Origin of the sequence: Bacillus sp. 3255 (assembly GCF_031456485.1) — a bacterium.
GTDB lineage: Bacteria > Bacillota > Bacilli > Paenibacillales > NBRC-103111 > Paenibacillus_E.
Genome location: NZ_JAVDUS010000018.1, coordinates 100442 through 116475, shown reverse-complemented (window position 1 = coordinate 116475; position 16034 = coordinate 100442). Strand labels below are relative to the sequence as shown.

Sequence of the window (16034 nt, the reverse complement as noted above, 5' to 3'; positions counted from 1 at the left end):
TAGATATATCGGAATTTGGGCTTTTAAATATAATAGAAAAACCATTCGCTCCGCATGACCTGCAGGTGCAAATGGTTTCTCTATTACGCCTCAAAGGGGGCGTTCCATCACGAATTGTTCGCCTAGCTTCGCATAAAAGCTGCCTGCGAGCCGGCTGACCGGCTTCAGCTCCCGGGCATTAATATGGCCTCCGTCGTACAATCTATCGGCTATATGAAACTGAACGACCCTGCCGATGAGCAGATCGGCGGTCGGAGTGCCTTCCGTTCCGCCAAGCGGTATCGCCTGCTCGAGGACGCATTCCATGCGAATATTGGCCTCGGCGATGCCGGGTACGGCAATTTTGACGCTCGCGACTGGCGTTAAACCCGTTGCCGCCACCTCGCTTTGATCCGGGGGCAGCGGCGCCGCCGCTTGATTGATTTGGCCGATGTACGATTCGTCAGAAATATGGACAACGAACTCGCCCTTCTCGATCGCATTGCGCGAAGTGTCTTTGCGCTCTCCTTGCTTTCGCTGTACGGATACAGCGATCATCGGCGGATCCGCCGTTACGATCGTGAAGTAGCTGTAGGGAGCCGCGTTGAGCACGCCCTCGGAAGAGAGGGTTGTGACGAATGCGACCGGCCTTGGAATGATGCTGCCGATCAGCAGCTTGTAGTTCTCCCTTTCCGTCTGGCTTGAAGGGTCAATGGCTCTCATTGTGTACCACCTGCTTTACGCGGATTAACTGGCGAAATTCGCCTTGAACCAAGTTCTTGCCGCCTCGACTTCCGTACGTGTCAATTGGTGTCCGGCATTCTCCCAATGAACCTCAATCTCAGCCCCTGCGTCGCCGAGCAGCTTCTGCAGCTCTTCGGTCTCCTGCGGCGAGCAGATCGGATCGTTACGGCCTGCACCGATGAAGACCGGCGTGTCCGTCAAATCCGGAAGCTGGACACCCCGCCGCGGCACCATCGGATGATGGAGAACCGCGCCGCGCAGTGCATCCGGGTAGTGGAACAAGAGGCTGCCCGCGATGTTGGCGCCGTTGGAGTAGCCGACGGCCACCACATTCTGGCGGTCAAAGCCGTACTCCTTGGCTGCCGCGTCGAGGAAATCGTTCAACTCCTTCGTGCGGTAGATGAGGTCTTCCTCATCGAAGACGCCCTCCGCCAGCCGGCGGAAGAAGCGCGGCATCCCGTTCTCCAACACGTTGCCGCGAACGCTCAACACCGACGACTCCGGGGAAATGGCCTGCGCCAGTGGCAGCAAGTCCTTCTCCGTTCCGCCGGTCCCGTGCAAGAGCACGAGAACCGGGGCTTTAGCATCTGTTCCTTGTTGATACAGGTGTCGCATTGTCATTGCTGATTCGCCTCCAATTCTCGGACCGCGATAGGCGGAAGATTGCTTTCAATTTGAGCCCGGTTCTCTTCGAACCATTCCGGCAGCATGATTTTTTCGCCAAGCGCTTCAGGCGCTTCGTCTCTGGCGAAGCCTGGAGGATCTGTCGCGATTTCGAACAGGATGCCGCCTTCTTCGCGGAAGTAGATCGCATTGAAATATTGACGGTCTACAATCGGTGTTGGATGGTAGCCGCTGTTCTGCACATGGCTTCTCCAAAGCTCGTGCTCTGCATCGTCTTTTGCCCGCCATGCAATATGGTGGACCGTACCGGCACCGCCCGCACCGTAAGCCATCGGTGTCACTTGGAGATCAATGATGTTGCCGATCTCGCCGTAAGATTTGAATCTTGCGAACGCGCCTTCTTGGCCGATTTTCTCAAGCCCCATCACTTGCTGAAGCAGTTGAGCCGTTTTATCCGGAGCTGTACTGTAAAGGATGGCGCCGCCGAAACCTTTGATCGCTTTATCGGTTGGGATACCGCCGAAAGACCATGTGCTTGGCGCTCCTTGCTCACGTTCGACAATTTCAAGTTTCAGGCCGTCGCGGTCTTCGAACTGCAGGTAGGTTTCATGGAATCTTACGGTTTTCTCGTACGAGATGCCGAAACGGGTCAGACGCTCTTCCCAGAAAGCAAGGCTGCCTGTCGGAACCGCATAGGTGGTGATGCCCACTTGACCGCCGCCGATACGTCCTTTGCGGGAGTGAGGCCATGGGAAGAAGGTGATGATCGTTCCCGGACTGCCTTGCTCATCGCCGAAGTACAGATGGTACACTTCCGGAGCATCGAAGTTAATTGTTTTTTTCACGAGACGCAGACCAAGGATACCGGAGTAGAAATCGACAGTCCCTTGTGCGTTTTGAACGAAAGCGGTGATATGGTGGATGCCTGCAGTTTGTTGTTTTGTCATTTGAAAACACTCCTTTAGATAGTTAGTTTAGTTTTTCCTTACTTGAGCAGAAAGTTTCTTAGAATAATAAAGCGTCTATGGAATAAGCGCCTGCACCCGTTAAAGCTACACTTACAGCTACGGCAATTAGCAAAAGGTTATATTCGAAACCGCCGGCGGTGCTCCAGTACCCGTTCTTGCCGTGTACTTTGGCAATCGCCATGATCATTGTCAAAGCGATGAGCAAGGAAGCGAACACGGTGCCAAACCCTGCGGCGAACAGCAGCCCGCCTACGAATTCCATCAACCCGGCGATAACCGCCATCGCAACCCCAGGCTTAATGCCGATGGACTCCATCCAGCCGCCTGTTCCCTTCGGTCCGTAACCGCCGAACCAGCCGAACAACTTCTGTGAACCGTGGGCCATGAAGCTTAGCCCGACAACCAATCGAATGACTAACAAACCTAGTGCGATACTCATTTGCAATCTCTCCTCTGTTTTGATTTTAAGAATCTTTAATTTAAGATATTGGCCAAAAGTGAAAGTAGTTTATCTCCTATAAGGATCAACTACTTGACTATTTGAAACCTTCCTGTGCGAATTTACCGAGCTTCTTCAGCAGCTGGCTTGCGACCCGCTTCTCTTCGGTTGTGAGACCGGCCACCGCTTGCTCAATCACTTCCGTATGCTGTGGGAAAACACTCTCGATAAATTGCTTGCCCTTCTCGGTGATTTCGGCGAAGATGAGTCTGCGGTCTTCCGTTGAGGTGCGGCGAATGACATATTCCTTCTTCTCCAGTTTATCGACGACATATGTGATGTTACCGCTGCTCATCAGCACCTTGGAGCCGATTTGTTGAATGGCTTGCGCGCCTTTGTGGTAAAGCAGCTCCAGGACGCCGAATTCGGTGCGGTTCAGGCCATGCTTCCGAATGTCGCGGTCACCGTGGGCGTTCACCCACTCGCTTGCCCGGGAAAGTGCGATGTAGAGATCCAAGCTGTCATTGCGCTTCTCGCTCATCAGATTCACCTCATTTCGTTCTTCATTAGGTAGATCGTTACTTAGTGTGACTCTCGTTCATCTCGCGTTTGTTGTTTATTATGTCTCAGTTGTTTGTGCTCGATGTCTTGATTTAAAGATACTTTATTTTAAGATAAATGTCAACAGAGTATTTTAAAAAAATCGAAGAGAATTTTGTGATGTGGTCAGTTGCCAGTCAATGTAGTAGGTACATTGACTGGCAACTGACGTTAAAGCACTCAAGGCAGGCGTGTTATAACCGGCTAACCCGGGCTAACGGACACAGCTGCGCTTATTTTGCGAATTTGGGACATATTGAGATGCTAACGGACACAGGTGACGTTATTTCTCCGATTTGACCCGAATATAGGCACGAAATCGGTAAATAAGATCCCTGTTGTCCGTTAGAACTGAAACGGGGTAGCTTTCACACAAATAACGGCCGCGGTGTCCGTTAGATTTGCTGCATGCCGGCGAGTTGTCGATGTGCCGTTAATAATTTGCTACTGGCTGCGGGCGGGTCGGTTGGCGATATCTAGCTGGCTATGTGCGGCGGCGGGTGATTTGGTGAGTAGTGTAGAGTCTGCCGAATTATGCCGGTGGGTTTGGGAAGATGCAATCTGTTACTGGTGCTGATAGAGATCTGTGAGATGAACTGATGCTAAAGCCGGTAGATCGGTAAGATGAGATCGGCTGCTGGTGTGGTGAATTGATGTGTCGTATACAGTTTGTTGGCGGAAGGCGGATCAGTTGATGATATCCTACTGTAGATTGGTTGGTATCAGTCGGCACCTAATCTGCATCTGGCCACTTGAAAATGCTAACGGACACCGGTGACGTTATTTCCCGAAATGGACCCGAATATAGGTTCGAATTCAGCAAATAAAACCCCTGGTGTCCGTTAGACTTGTTACAGGACGACTTTCACTAGTATAGGTTCATCGGTACTGCCTAAACCACAGCCGACGCGCCCTTCTGCAGCTGATACATCTTGGCGTACCGGCCGCCCAGCGCCATCAGCGTCTCATGGTTACCGCGCTCGGCAATCTCGCCGCGGTGCAGCACCAGAATCTGATCCGCATCGCGGATCGTGGACAGCCTGTGCGCGATGACGAGCGTCGTGCGCCCTTCGCTGACGACCTTCAGCGCCTGTTGGATAAGCCCCTCGGTTTCGCTGTCTATGCTCGCTGTCGCTTCGTCCAAGATCAGGATGGACGGGTCGAACGCGAGCGCTCTAGCGAAAGAAATAAGCTGCCGCTGTCCCGATGACAGCGTGCTTCCGCGCTCTACGACTTGCTCATCGTAGCCATTCGGCAGCTGCTCGATGAAGGAGGATGCACCGACATCGCGCAGCGCGTTCCGGACACGCTCCAACGAAATATCCTCATGATAGAGGCTGACATTGAACTTGATATCCCCTGCGAATAGAAAGGGATCCTGCAGAACGATACCCATATGCTTCCGCAGCGCCTGCTTGGACATCGACCGGATGTCGCGGCCGTCTATCGTAATGCTGCCCTCATTCGGCTCGTAAAAGCCGAGCAGCAGGTTCATGATCGAGCTTTTGCCCGATCCGGTATGGCCGACCAGTGCGATGGTTTCTCCTTTTTTGACCTCGAAAGAGATATGCTTCAGCACATTTTCCCCTTCTTTATAAGCAAATGTGACGTTATTGAACTTCACGTTGCCCTCCGGACGGCTCACTTGATCCGTCTTCGCGACCTCCTGCCCTTCCGTATCGAGAATAGCGAACACCTTATCGGCCGAAACGAACGCTCTCTGCGCATTCGTCAACTGATCGAAGATGCCGATAATCGGCTGGAAGATTCGCCCCAAGTAATCGACGAACGCGTAAAACACCCCGAAGGATATAGCGGTCGACAGCGACTCCCGGCCAAAATACCAAATGACCATCGCCGTCACCAGGCTTCCGATCGTTCCGACAATATTCCGCGAAGACAAGGAAAATACCCGGAACTGCTTCAATTGGTTCACATACCGGTCCTTGTTCAGCTCTTCGAATTCGTCCAACGTCACCTTCTCGCGGCGGAAAGCTTGAATGATCGGCATCACGACGATAGATTCGTTAATCATCGCATTCATATCGCTAAGCCGCGCACGCATGATGGAGATGAACACTTTGGAGTATTTCAAATGGATCTTCATAATTAACGCGAAAATCGGCGGCAGCACCAGGCAGTACACAGCCAAATGCCATTCCAGAATAAATAACGCGACGAAAATGCCCAGCAGCTGCATGGTACTGACCACGAACGTCGCCATGAAGCTCATGAACAAGTCGCGAACGGCCTCTGTATCGTTGGCGATTCTGGACACAACCTGCCCGATCGGCGTGTTGTCGAAATAACGCAGCGATATGCGCTGAATATGGCGCATGAGGTCCATGCGCATGTTTTTGATGATTTGCAGCGCCGTGGATTGGAACAGATAAGCCTGCGTATAGTTGCAAACGCTGGCGACCAGCAGCAATCCCATATATAAGCCGAGCAGCCCCAGCACTGACGACATTTGGCTTGTACCGGCGGTGAGATGCCGGTCGATGATCGTTTTCGTAATATAGGGCCCGGCCAGCTCCGCCCCGACGGCACAGCATAGGATCAGCAGGGCGCCGATAATCCTGAATTTGTATGCGGCAGCGTACGCAATGAGTCTTTTTCCGGTAGACGGTTTATTCATCTTGTTTCCTCCTCCCTCCTTATTCAGCCAAGCTCGCTTCCATCTGCTGGCGGTCCCATTGCTCCCGGTACCAGCCGCCGAACAGCATCAGCTGCTCGTGCGTCCCCTCTTCGATAATCCGACCTTCGTCCAACACGAGAATCCAATTGGCATGACTGACGGCCGATAGCCGGTGTGTCGTGATCAATGTCGTTTGGCCGGCCCGCTCCTTCCGGATGTTCTGCAGGATACGGCTTTCCGTCCGGGCGTCGACCGCGGACAAGGAGTCGTCCAGCAGAAGAATCTCCGCTCGCATGAGCAGAGCTCTGGCAATGGCCAGCCGCTGCTTCTGCCCGCCGGAGAGCATCACGCCGTTCTCGCCGACAATCGTGGCAAGGCCGTCCGGCATTTGCTCGATATCCTGGGTGAACGAAGCCATCTCCACCGCCCAGGCGATCTCTTCCGGCGACGCATCATGCTTGCCCAGCGCGATATTGTCGCGGATGGATTTGGACAGCAGGAGATGCTCCTGCGGAACGTAAGCCATCCAGCTTTTCACCTGGGCCAAGGAAATCCGCTCAATCGGCACATCCGCGATGAGCAGCTTCCCGGGCTCGACCGGATATTGCCTCAGCAGCTGCTTGAGCAATGTGCTTCTGCCGCTGCCGGTGCGCCCTACGATCCCGAGGGTCTGTCCGCGCTCCAGCTCGAAGGAGACATGCGCAAGGCTGGGGTGCTTAGCCGTCGGATACGTGAAGCTGAGATCTCTCATCTCGATCCGATCAGGCACGTTCACGTGAACCGGTGCGGCATCGTCCACGATATCGGCTGCCTGCGTCAGCGCGGTATCCAACCGGTCCGCAGAGGCGCTTCCCCGCTGCAGGACATTGATGAATTCGCCGAAGGAAATCATCGGCCAAATGAGCATGCCGAGATAGATGTTAAACGAGACGAGCTGTCCGAGTGAAATTTCATCGTGGAACACCAGATACGAACCATAGCCTATGCCAATCGAATAGCTGAGCCCAACGATTAGTGAAGTCAATGGCTGAAAGAGCGCGTTTAGCTTGGAAACACTTTTATTTTTATTCATGACATCGGAAGTAACGCCATCGAAAGCCCGCAAATCGTGCTCCTCCTGCACATAAGACCGGATAACGCGAATACCGGAAATCGACTCCAGCGCGTGATCGTTCATTTTGCCGAAAGAGGCTTGGGCGGCCAGGAAGCGGACTCTCACCTTCTGACCTAATTTGCTAATCACAACAGCCAGAAAAGGCAGCGGGATCAACGCGGCAATCATTAATTTAAAAGAAATGAGAGAGATCATCGTGACAATGACAACGGTTGCCCCGACCAGCGTATGCACGAGCGTCATGACCCCGTACCCCGAGGTCTGACCGATCGCCAGCACATCGTTCGTCGCCAATGCCATCAACTGCCCCGTGCTGTTGCGTTGGAAGAATGCGGGCGTCATTCTCGTCAAGTGCGCGAGCAATCGCCCCCGGAGCACCTTCTCCACCAGTGCCGAGTTGCCGAACAACGTCGTGATCCACACATAAGTCATGATGTAGAGCAGCAAGGCCAGCCCTATAAGCAGCCAGACCGTCTGATTCAGGTCCTGGGAGGTCAGATTGCCGCTGCGAATATGGTCAATGGTGTTGCCGATCATTTTGGGCGGGATTGTAGAGAGCAGATTGACGCCGACCATAAGTCCGATGGCTAGCAGGTAAAACCTCCATCTATCTTTGAAAAACCAGCGCAGCTTGATGATAAAAGACAATAATTCCACCTCTTTCCATTTATGCACACATACATTGATTCTATAGTTTCAATCACTTGAAGTCTATGAAGAAGTTCGATTTAATCAAAGTTTCCTGTCATTTTGCAACAATGAGGAAGCTTCTTCCGTTATAAGGAAAGACTATAGACAGCTCTTACATACAGAAAGGAAGATCCGCATGAACCGTTTGATGAAAAAAAGTCTGACACTTCTGTCCCTGACCGCTATGATGACTGCAGGCACGGCCTATGCCGCTCCTAATGAACCTGCGAAAACACAACTCGAGAACCCGATCACCGTACACGTCGGGGGAGAAATGCTTGCCGATAACGGCTTCATGAAACCGGGCGCCGCCGAACCTATGCTGCCGCTGCGCGCAGTAACGGAAAGCCTTGGGTTCACGCTCACTTGGAATCCGGCGACGTATTCGGTGGATTTGGCCAAAGATAACGTATTCACAACCGTAACAACCGGCGAAGACCGCTACACGATCAATAAAAGGCTGACAACTCTCGGCACAGCGCCTGAATTGGTTGACAGTAAGCTGTACGTTCCCGTTTCGTTCGTGAGCAAGATTATTCGCGGAACGGTCGCCTCCAAGGGCAGCTCCGTTGCCATTTCTATGAAGGAGGAGGCTAAGAAAGTGCAGTCGACCGGCGTCATCACAGCCATTCGCACCAACGGCGACAATGCGCAAATTCAAATCCAGGGCATTGGCACCGAGGGGATCGTTTTCAATGTGGATAAAGACACCGTCTATCAGATGCTCGACGGTACTAAACTTAGTCTTGCCGATCTGCATGCAGGCTTAACCGTATCTGGCGAGCATTCCATGATCATGACGATGAGTTTGCCACCGCAAACGCCAACGTCCAAAGTGACGGTGCTGGATACGAAGCTGCAAGCCGGCCTGATCGGCACCGCAGGCGTCATTGCAGAAGTCCGCAGCGAGAATAAAGAGGACTTGAGCATTTTGGTGAAAGGCCAAGGTCTGACGGACTCGGCGCCGGACGAAGTCGTCCTTCAATTGACGAAAGATACGGCTGTCGTGGACAAAAACGGAGACAAAGTGGGCACTTCGGCGCTTGTCAAAGGTGCGAACGTGATCGGCTTCTACGGACCGGCTTTGACCAAGAGTCTGCCGCCTATCGGCACCGCTTGGAAAATCGTTGTTGGGGATAAAGAAGAATAACGATCCGCAAATCTTGTAAAAATATGAAAACCTCCCTTACGAAAGGGAGGTTTCTTCGTTCCTCGCGGCTGATCGCACTGTCCAAACCGTTGGTTTTTTGATACAATAACTGAAAATTCATTCGAATAAGGGGACTTATATGGAATACATTAGCACACGCGGTAAAGTAGAACCCCTCGGCTTCATCGATGCCATCCTGATGGGATTGGCGAACGACGGCGGTTTGCTTGTTCCGAGAAATATCCCGCAGCTGTCCGCAGACACGCTCCAGAAGTGGCGCAGCCTTTCTTATCCGGAGCTGGCGCTTGAAGTTTTCTCATTGTTTATCGAGAATGAAATCCCTCGCGACGAGCTGAAGAAGCTCGTTGACGACAGCTACTCCACATTCCGCGACGAGGCCGTTACACCGGTCAAACGTCTGAACGACGACACCTTCGTGCTCGAATTGTTCCATGGCCCGACATTCGCATTCAAGGACATTGCCCTGCAATTCCTGGGCAACCTGTATGGGTACGTATCCCGCAAGACGAACTCCATCATCCACATTCTTGGTGCGACGTCCGGCGATACCGGGGCTTCCGCAATCGAAGGCGTGCGCGGCAAGGAAGGCATTCGGATCTGTATCCTTCACCCTCACCAGAAGGTGAGCAAGGTCCAAGAGCTGCAGATGACGACCGTCGACAGCGAAAATGTATTGAACCTGTCCGTCGAAGGCACCTTCGATGACTGCCAGCGCATCATCAAGGAACTGTTCGCCGACGTAGAGTTCAAGCACCGCTACCACCTGCGTGCGATCAACTCCATCAATATCGCCCGTATTTTGGCGCAAACGGTCTATTATTTCTACGCCTATTTCCAAATCGCAGATTCCGTCCAAGGGGCGAAAATCAACTTTAGCGTGCCGACCGGTAATTTCGGCGATATCTTCGCCGGCTATCTCGCACAGAAGATGGGCCTGCCGATTCATAAGCTTATTCTGGCTACGAACGAGAACAACATCCTTGAGCGTTTCGTGAAGGAAGGCGTGTATCAGCCGGGCGAATTCCGCGGCACGTACAGCCCTTCCATGGACATTCAAGTTGCAAGCAACTTCGAGCGCTACCTGTTCTACCTGTACGGCGAAGATGCAGAAGCTGTCACTGCGCTGATGGCGCAGTTCAAAGCCGAAGGCCGCATCGTCATTCCGGCCGACAAGCTGCAAGCCGTGCAGGCGGATTTCGCCGCTTACGGCGTACAGAACGAGGAGTGCCTGGATACGATCAGCGCCTACTACAACGAAGTCGGCTATCTGCTCGATCCGCACACCGCTTGCGGAGTCGCGGCGGCCGACCGCATCGCCGCTGACGGCGAAGTAACGGTGGCGCTGTCCACGGCTCACCCGGCCAAATTCGACGAATCCATTCGCCTCCGCGGTATTGAGCAGACCTATCCGCCGCAAATTACCGCGCTGTTCGACAAGCCGCAATTCCAAACGGTTGTCGGCGGCTCGAACGACGCGATCAAAGAGCAGCTGGTGAAATTCTTTTAAATAGTAAGGGGTTGTCCCTGAAGATCTGACAAGACCTTCGAGACAACCCCTTTTTTCGAGCTTATTTGAACATTTGCGGAAATTGTTTGATGATGCCGTCCGTTAGCGTATCGGCCAGCACCATGAGATGGTCTGCACCTTTGTCGAACGCTGCGATATCTGCGTCCCAATCCCTTTTAATTCTCGCGTTGACATCTTCCGTCAATAATTGCAGGTGGACGTACATCAACTCCTGCACCGTCTTTAACGGCCAGTTCGGGTTCGCTCTGCTCAGGAATCCCGCGATATCGTCGGCATTCCGGAACCATTCTTTATTCGCCTTCTCATATTCGGCCGCATTCCCCGCTTTCGCCGCGTCAATAACCCTGCCGGCAATGACGATGTGCTGGGTCAAGAGCTCGCCCAGCTGATTCCCTGCGGCTTCCCCGTAGAAAGGTTTTATTGCGTTTCCGATGTCTCTCTGATTCCTCAGCAATCTGGCCAATGTTTTATCTTTATCTTCCAAGCCGGCAAGCGCGCTGACCAAATAGCTGCGCGTCCAAAGCGCATGATCCATCCACAACCTTCTAAGATCGCCCTTCAACTGCACCATGGATTGCGTGTACATCTGCTGTTTGGCGGCTGCCGGAATGTCATGATGCGCCTCTGCTCGAAGAGGAGCGGCGCTGAGAACAAGCGACAGAGACAGCAGCGTAATCTTGATGAACTTCCCTTGCATACGTATTCGTCTCCTTCTGAATAGATGGAATCAACAGCTTGTTTTATTGTGTACGGCGGAGTCGTTTTCATTCATAAAAGAGGGAGGAAGCTCATACAGGAAAGAAGGAAGGAAGCGACAGTGACGGAATGGACTCTGGCAAAAAATCAGCCCCGAGACCGATAGCGTCCTCCACCTAAGCAGGAGGACATCCATCTACCGGCATGATATGCTTAGCTTAATGACTAAGTTAATAGGAGTGAATCTAGTGAACATGAACCGCAGCGCTTTTCTCGGTCCGATCTTGATTCTTTTAGGCATTTTCATGTTTCTAAAAGGGGAAATCACGTTCAGCACCGGTACGATTTTCGAGTATTTCTGGCCGACCCTCTTCGTTATTCCGGTTGGCGTCTTCTTTCATTTGCTGTATTTTTTCATCTTGCAGCGCAGAGGCGTTGGTGTCCTCGTGCCCGGCGGCATTATGCTGACGTCGGGTATCGTTTGCCAAATCTCCATGCTGTTCGACATTTGGCATCTCATGTGGCCGGGCTTCATGCTGGCGGTCGCCGTCGGCTTGTTCGAGCTGTACTGGTTCGGCGGGCGCAACAAGTGGCTGCTCATTCCGATCAACATCTTGGCGGTGATGTCGCTTCTGTTCTTCGCCATTTTCTCGATCGGTTCGCTGTTCTCGGGCATTTTCCAGCATCAGCCGATCTTCGCTATCGCACTGATTGTTGCGGGGATCTCCTTGATGTTCCTGCGCAGGAATAAAGAGACGAGCAGGTTTTAGTCTGGATAAGCCCCGTCTTGGATCATGAGGCGGGGTTTGCATGGCCGTTACTGCGCCGGCGGATACAGCACTTCGTCTGATTCTGTTCGATAAATCATATAAAAAACCGGCAGCAAGCCGGACAAGCGCGTGGAACGAGCCTTTGAACGAGTGCTGGCCTTTCCGCCGAACTCCCGCTCATGCCGGGCGTACAGCAAAGAGCGTCAGGCCCAATGCCTGACGCTCTTCGTTATATCCCTTGTTGCTTACTGTGCCACAAGGCTATCCTCTCCGGACTTCTTGATCTGCTTGCTTCGCAGTTGTCCGCATGCCGCGTCGATATCCGTCCCGTGCTCGAGACGGACGCTGACGGATATGCCCTGCTTTTTCAGCGTATCGTAGAAAGCCCGGATCGTCTCACGCTCGCTCCGTTGATACTGGCTGTGCTCATCCACCGGATTGTAAGGAATGAGGTTGACGTTCGCCAGTTGGCTGATATGACGAATCAGCTCGGCCAGTTGAAGCGCATGCTCGTGCTTGTCGTTCACGTCCCTAAGAAGGATATATTCGATCGTAATTCTCCGGTTCGTCTTCTCCAAATAATACTCGATCGCACTCATCAGCTTCTCGATCGGAATCGCTTTGTTGATTTTCATAATCCGCGTACGCAGCTCATTCGTAGGAGCATGCAGGGAAATCGCCAGATTCGTTTTCAAATCGGAGTCCGCGAATTCCCGGATTTTATCGGCAAGTCCGCTCGTTGAGACGGTAATATGCCGGGCCGCGATGTCTAATCCCTTCTGATCCTTCACCACACGGATGAAATTCTCCATGTTAGTGAAATTATCGAATGGCTCGCCGATCCCCATGACCACAATATGGCTGACATGCTCGCCGGCGCCCTTGCTGTCCAGGTGAAGTTGAACCTTCATAATCTGCCCCACGATTTCCCCGCCGGAGAGATCCCGGCTCTTGGCCAATAATCCGCTCGCACAGAAGCTGCATCCGATATTGCAGCCCACTTGCGTCGTTACGCAGACCGATAACCCGTACTTGTGCCGCATCAGCACCGTTTCTATTAAATTGCCGTCCTGCAGCTTAAACAGAAATTTAATCGTTCCGTCCGCCGACTCTTGTTTCAGGTGCTCCGTCAAGGTTTGAATCTCAAAGTGCTCGGCCAAGACATCCAGACAGTCCTGCTTCACATCCGTCATCTCCGAGAATGCCGTCACCCTTTTACGGTACAACCAATCCCACACGAGCAGCGCGCGCGACCTCTTGAACCCTTTATCAGCAAGCCAGGCGACCAATTGATCAAAAGTTAATCCATAGATGGATGGTTTATTCATAATTATCCTCTTTCCAAGACTTTCGCACACAGTCCTAGTTCTACTAAGCAGCCGAAGCCTACCATTGTTTATTATTGTGCCAAAAATCGCTCATGAACACAAGAGGAGCACACTTCCAGCATGAAAGCGGAGCAATCCTATTTATCAAAAATATCGAACATGTGTTCTTTATTTTTTGTGAGTTTTATGGTAATAATAAGAAGTAGGCAATTTTAATAAAAATTAATCGAGGAGCGATGGATGATGTCACTGCGTTTAGACCCTTATTTGGTAATGGAAGGTAATGCGAAGGAAGCGATCCAATTTTATGAGAAAGCCTTGGGCGCCCAACTCGTCTTCCAACAAACGTTCGGCGAGTTCCCGGAAAATCCCGAGTTTGCTTTGCCGGATGAAGCCAAAGGACTTATCGGACATGCGATGCTGGTGATCGGCGAGGCGCGTCTGATGCTTTCCGATACGTTCCCGGGGATGCCTGTTCAGAAAGGCAATAACGTTACGATCTGCATCTCGACGAGCGATGCGGATAAATCCAAACAGCTTTATCATGCCTTAGAGGATGGCGGACGGGTTATCATGCCGCTGTCGGAGACGCATTTCAGCCCAGGATACGGGCAAGTGACGGACAAGTTCGGCGTTACATTCCACATTTTCACGGATCGTCCTATGAACCAATAACATCATAGTATCGGCTGCCCGCCGGGCCGGAATGAGCCTGTGCGGGAAGGCCGCAGGACGGATGGTACAATCTCCAACACGCAAAAAGCCTCCATCACCACTTTTCCCGTGGTTATGAAGGCTTTCCGTGTAACAACATAGACACCCTAACGTACAATTTTCTCTAACACTTTGATTGCCGGTACTTCTTTCACTTCTTCAGGTGCAGGTGCAGGAAACTCGTGAAAAAATTTATTCGCATACATCTTCTTCAGTTGGCCATAAAAGTTTGTCGTTCGTATGTAAGCGGTGATCCTACAAATCAATTGCATATGGGCGGGGTCCTCGATTCCGGAAGAAAGATTGAAAAGTGTATTCAAACTGCCAACGGCTTGGTCTCTAGTAATAATCCCACTTTCCAAATCCCTTAATACCCGCTCAAGCTCACTTTTCACGAACGCAACTGCTCTGCTCTTTACATTCTTGTCAATCAACAACTGCACCTCCTAGATGTATGTACTCAAATAGTACAACACCCGGCTTGTAATATCTGTCGAAGTGAGGGGAGCAGGATTCATGTATTTTTCGGGAATTCCGAGGAAACTTGTCGTCTTTTGCTAGGAAAAATGAATGGTCTTAGGACTTGTCACGGATTTTACGCAGAAACTGCTGCGTCCTTGCGCTGCCCGACTGTTCGAACACTTGCTCAGGCGTACCTCTCTCCATCACAATTCCCTGATCCATGAACACCACTTGGTCCGCCACTTCTCTGGCAAAACCCATTTCATGCGTCACTACAACCATGGTCATCCCTTCCGCCGATAAATTCCGCATCACCTTAAGCACCTCTCCGACAAGCTCCGGATCGAGCGCGGATGTTGGTTCATCGAACAACAGTACCTTCGGCTGCAGCGCCATCGCCCGCGCGATTCCGACACGCTGCTGCTGCCCGCCGGACAGCTCGTGAGGATAGCTGTCGGCGCGCTCGCGCAAACCAACCTTCTCCAGCATGTTCAAGGCCACGTTCCGGGCATCGGCGCGAGACTTCTTCTGCACAACGACTTGCCCTTCCATCACATTCTGCAATGCCGTGAGATGCGGAAACAGGTTATAATTCTGAAATACCATCCCGGTCATCCTGCGTATTGCCATCAGTTCTCCCTGATTCACTCTGCCTGTACCGGTGAAAGCCAGCGCCGTCCCGGCCAGCGTAAGTTTGCCTCGATCGGGAATTTCCAGCAGGTTGAGACACCTGAGCAGCGTCGTCTTCCCCGACCCGGACGGACCGATAATGACAGTCGTTGTTCCCGGGCGGACGGACAAATCAATGCCTTTCAAAACCTCGTGCTCTTGGTACCTTTTATGAAGACCCTCCAGTTGAATCACCAACAGCCCCCCTTTACGTTGCTACGCTGCGGTCATACCGTCTCTCCAGCCTGTTCTGGAAGTAGGATAAGACCGTGCTGAACAGCAGATATACGGCAGCGACTTCCGTGTACAACCAGAGAGGCTCATAGGTCACCGACGCGAATTGCTGACCCTTCTGAAACATCTCCGTGACCGTAATTGTTGCCGCTAACGACGTATCCTTGGTCAAGGCGATGAACGAGTTGCCCAGAGGCGGAATAGCGACGCGCACAGCCTGCGGAAGAATAATACGACGCATCGCTTGCCACCTCGTCATGCCGATCGAATACGCCGCTTCTCTCTGCCCTTTCGGAATAGAAAGGATCGCGGCGCGAATGATCTCCGAGCTGTAGGCGCCTTTATTTAACGTGAAGCCGATAACCGCCGTCGGGAACGGGTCCAGGGTAATTCCCAGGCTCGGAAACCCATAGAATAGGATAAACAACTGGACCAACAGCGGCGTGCCCCGAAACACCCAGACATAGAATCTTGCGATGAGCACCAAGGGTTGGAAGCCGGATAACCGGGCTAATGCCGTCAAGAAAGCCAGGATGAGCCCTAAGGTGAATGTAATTAAAGTAAGAGGAATGGTGTAGGCCAGCCCCGCCTTCACAATGGGAAAAAAGGAATCGCTAAGGATTCCTATTATTCGTTCCATGCGTTCAGTTGTCATAGACTGTTCCT

Annotated in this window: 17 protein-coding genes; 5 read left to right on the top strand and 12 right to left on the bottom strand. The window is 52.3% G+C overall.

Going from position 1 to position 16034, the window contains the following annotated elements:
• Positions 1-90: 90 nt before the first annotated feature.
• From J2X61_RS25295 to J2X61_RS25265, 7 genes are all read right to left on the bottom strand, one after another.
• Positions 91-702, bottom strand: coding sequence for a flavin reductase family protein (locus tag J2X61_RS25295; protein WP_310191707.1), 612 nt, complete (start codon positions 700-702; stop codon positions 91-93).
• 24 nt (positions 703-726) lie between these two features.
• Positions 727-1338 (bottom strand): alpha/beta hydrolase, encoded by a 612-nt coding sequence (locus J2X61_RS25290; RefSeq protein WP_310191844.1) that lies wholly within the window; start codon positions 1336-1338, stop codon positions 727-729.
• Between the two features lie 2 nt (positions 1339-1340).
• Positions 1341-2294: a ring-cleaving dioxygenase gene (locus tag J2X61_RS25285; protein ID WP_274471871.1), complete on the bottom strand. Its 954-nt coding sequence runs from the start codon at positions 2292-2294 to the stop codon at positions 1341-1343.
• A 58-nt stretch (positions 2295-2352) separates the two neighbouring features.
• Entirely contained in the window at positions 2353-2754 is a 402-nt protein-coding gene (locus tag J2X61_RS25280; protein ID WP_274471872.1) for a DoxX family protein, read from the bottom strand.
• A gap of 97 nt (positions 2755-2851) precedes the next feature.
• The gene (locus J2X61_RS25275; RefSeq protein ID WP_274471873.1) at positions 2852-3295 is read right to left on the bottom strand and encodes a MarR family winged helix-turn-helix transcriptional regulator; all 444 of its coding nucleotides are present in this window, start codon (positions 3293-3295) and stop codon (positions 2852-2854) included.
• A 951-nt stretch (positions 3296-4246) separates the two neighbouring features.
• The gene (locus tag J2X61_RS25270; RefSeq protein ID WP_274471874.1) at positions 4247-5992 is read right to left on the bottom strand and encodes an ABC transporter ATP-binding protein; all 1746 of its coding nucleotides are present in this window, start codon (positions 5990-5992) and stop codon (positions 4247-4249) included.
• A gap of 19 nt (positions 5993-6011) precedes the next feature.
• Positions 6012-7754: an ABC transporter ATP-binding protein gene (locus J2X61_RS25265; RefSeq protein WP_310191704.1), complete on the bottom strand. Its 1743-nt coding sequence runs from the start codon at positions 7752-7754 to the stop codon at positions 6012-6014.
• 190 nt (positions 7755-7944) lie between these two features.
• On the opposite strand from J2X61_RS25265, the gene J2X61_RS25260 reads away from it, so the two are divergent.
• Together J2X61_RS25260 and thrC are read left to right on the top strand one after the other, a co-directional pair.
• Positions 7945-8946, top strand: a complete 1002-nt coding sequence (locus J2X61_RS25260) for a copper amine oxidase N-terminal domain-containing protein (RefSeq protein ID WP_310191701.1) — start codon at positions 7945-7947, stop codon at positions 8944-8946.
• A 139-nt stretch (positions 8947-9085) separates the two neighbouring features.
• Positions 9086-10474, top strand: coding sequence for a threonine synthase (gene thrC, locus J2X61_RS25255; RefSeq protein ID WP_274471877.1), 1389 nt, complete (start codon positions 9086-9088; stop codon positions 10472-10474).
• A 61-nt stretch (positions 10475-10535) separates the two neighbouring features.
• Here thrC and J2X61_RS25250 read toward each other — a convergent pair whose 3' ends face one another.
• On the bottom strand, positions 10536-11192 hold the full coding sequence (locus J2X61_RS25250) for a glycosyltransferase (RefSeq protein WP_274471878.1): 657 nt from the start codon (positions 11190-11192) through the stop codon (positions 10536-10538).
• Positions 11193-11445: 253 nt separating this feature from the next.
• Here J2X61_RS25250 and J2X61_RS25245 point away from each other — a divergent pair, with 253 nt between their 5' ends.
• Together J2X61_RS25245 and J2X61_RS25240 are read left to right on the top strand one after the other, a co-directional pair.
• Positions 11446-11961: a hypothetical protein gene (locus J2X61_RS25245; RefSeq protein ID WP_310191841.1), complete on the top strand. Its 516-nt coding sequence runs from the start codon at positions 11446-11448 to the stop codon at positions 11959-11961.
• A gap of 40 nt (positions 11962-12001) precedes the next feature.
• Positions 12002-12181: a hypothetical protein gene (locus J2X61_RS25240; protein ID WP_310191696.1), complete on the top strand. Its 180-nt coding sequence runs from the start codon at positions 12002-12004 to the stop codon at positions 12179-12181.
• 25 nt (positions 12182-12206) lie between these two features.
• On the opposite strand, the gene rlmN is transcribed toward J2X61_RS25240, so the two are convergent.
• Positions 12207-13289, bottom strand: coding sequence for a dual-specificity RNA methyltransferase RlmN (gene rlmN / locus J2X61_RS25235; RefSeq protein WP_274471879.1), 1083 nt, complete (start codon positions 13287-13289; stop codon positions 12207-12209).
• 243 nt (positions 13290-13532) lie between these two features.
• Here rlmN and J2X61_RS25230 point away from each other — a divergent pair, with 243 nt between their 5' ends.
• Positions 13533-13964: a VOC family protein gene (locus tag J2X61_RS25230; protein ID WP_274471880.1), complete on the top strand. Its 432-nt coding sequence runs from the start codon at positions 13533-13535 to the stop codon at positions 13962-13964.
• A 146-nt stretch (positions 13965-14110) separates the two neighbouring features.
• Here the strand turns inward: J2X61_RS25230 and J2X61_RS25225 are convergent, their stop codons facing one another.
• From J2X61_RS25225 to J2X61_RS25215, 3 genes are all read right to left on the bottom strand, one after another.
• Positions 14111-14437, bottom strand: coding sequence for a hypothetical protein (locus tag J2X61_RS25225; RefSeq protein WP_274471881.1), 327 nt, complete (start codon positions 14435-14437; stop codon positions 14111-14113).
• Between the two features lie 142 nt (positions 14438-14579).
• Positions 14580-15329 carry an amino acid ABC transporter ATP-binding protein gene (locus J2X61_RS25220; RefSeq protein ID WP_274471882.1) on the bottom strand — a complete coding sequence of 250 codons (750 nt, stop codon included), beginning with the start codon at positions 15327-15329 and terminating at the stop codon, positions 14580-14582.
• Between the two features lie 13 nt (positions 15330-15342).
• Positions 15343-16008 (bottom strand): amino acid ABC transporter permease, encoded by a 666-nt coding sequence (locus J2X61_RS25215; RefSeq protein ID WP_396135497.1) that lies wholly within the window; start codon positions 16006-16008, stop codon positions 15343-15345.
• Positions 16009-16034 lie beyond the last annotated feature (26 nt).

Coding starts and splice junctions, on each gene's coding strand:
- J2X61_RS25295 (WP_310191707.1), bottom strand. CDS start 702: ATGAGAGCCATTGACCCTTCAAGCCAGACGGAAAGGGAGAACTACAAG.
- J2X61_RS25290 (WP_310191844.1), bottom strand. CDS start 1,338: ATGCGACACCTGTATCAACAAGGAACAGATGCTAAAGCCCCGGTTCTC.
- J2X61_RS25285 (WP_274471871.1), bottom strand. CDS start 2,294: ATGACAAAACAACAAACTGCAGGCATCCACCATATCACCGCTTTCGTT.
- J2X61_RS25280 (WP_274471872.1), bottom strand. CDS start 2,754: ATGAGTATCGCACTAGGTTTGTTAGTCATTCGATTGGTTGTCGGGCTA.
- J2X61_RS25275 (WP_274471873.1), bottom strand. CDS start 3,295: ATGAGCGAGAAGCGCAATGACAGCTTGGATCTCTACATCGCACTTTCC.
- J2X61_RS25270 (WP_274471874.1), bottom strand. CDS start 5,992: ATGAATAAACCGTCTACCGGAAAAAGACTCATTGCGTACGCTGCCGCA.
- J2X61_RS25260 (WP_310191701.1), top strand. CDS start 7,945: ATGAAAAAAAGTCTGACACTTCTGTCCCTGACCGCTATGATGACTGCA.
- thrC (WP_274471877.1), top strand. CDS start 9,086: ATGGAATACATTAGCACACGCGGTAAAGTAGAACCCCTCGGCTTCATC.
- J2X61_RS25250 (WP_274471878.1), bottom strand. CDS start 11,192: ATGCAAGGGAAGTTCATCAAGATTACGCTGCTGTCTCTGTCGCTTGTT.
- J2X61_RS25245 (WP_310191841.1), top strand. CDS start 11,446: ATGAACCGCAGCGCTTTTCTCGGTCCGATCTTGATTCTTTTAGGCATT.
- J2X61_RS25240 (WP_310191696.1), top strand. CDS start 12,002: ATGGCCGTTACTGCGCCGGCGGATACAGCACTTCGTCTGATTCTGTTC.
- rlmN (WP_274471879.1), bottom strand. CDS start 13,289: ATGAATAAACCATCCATCTATGGATTAACTTTTGATCAATTGGTCGCC.
- J2X61_RS25230 (WP_274471880.1), top strand. CDS start 13,533: ATGTCACTGCGTTTAGACCCTTATTTGGTAATGGAAGGTAATGCGAAG.
- J2X61_RS25215 (WP_396135497.1), bottom strand. CDS start 16,008: ATGGAACGAATAATAGGAATCCTTAGCGATTCCTTTTTTCCCATTGTG.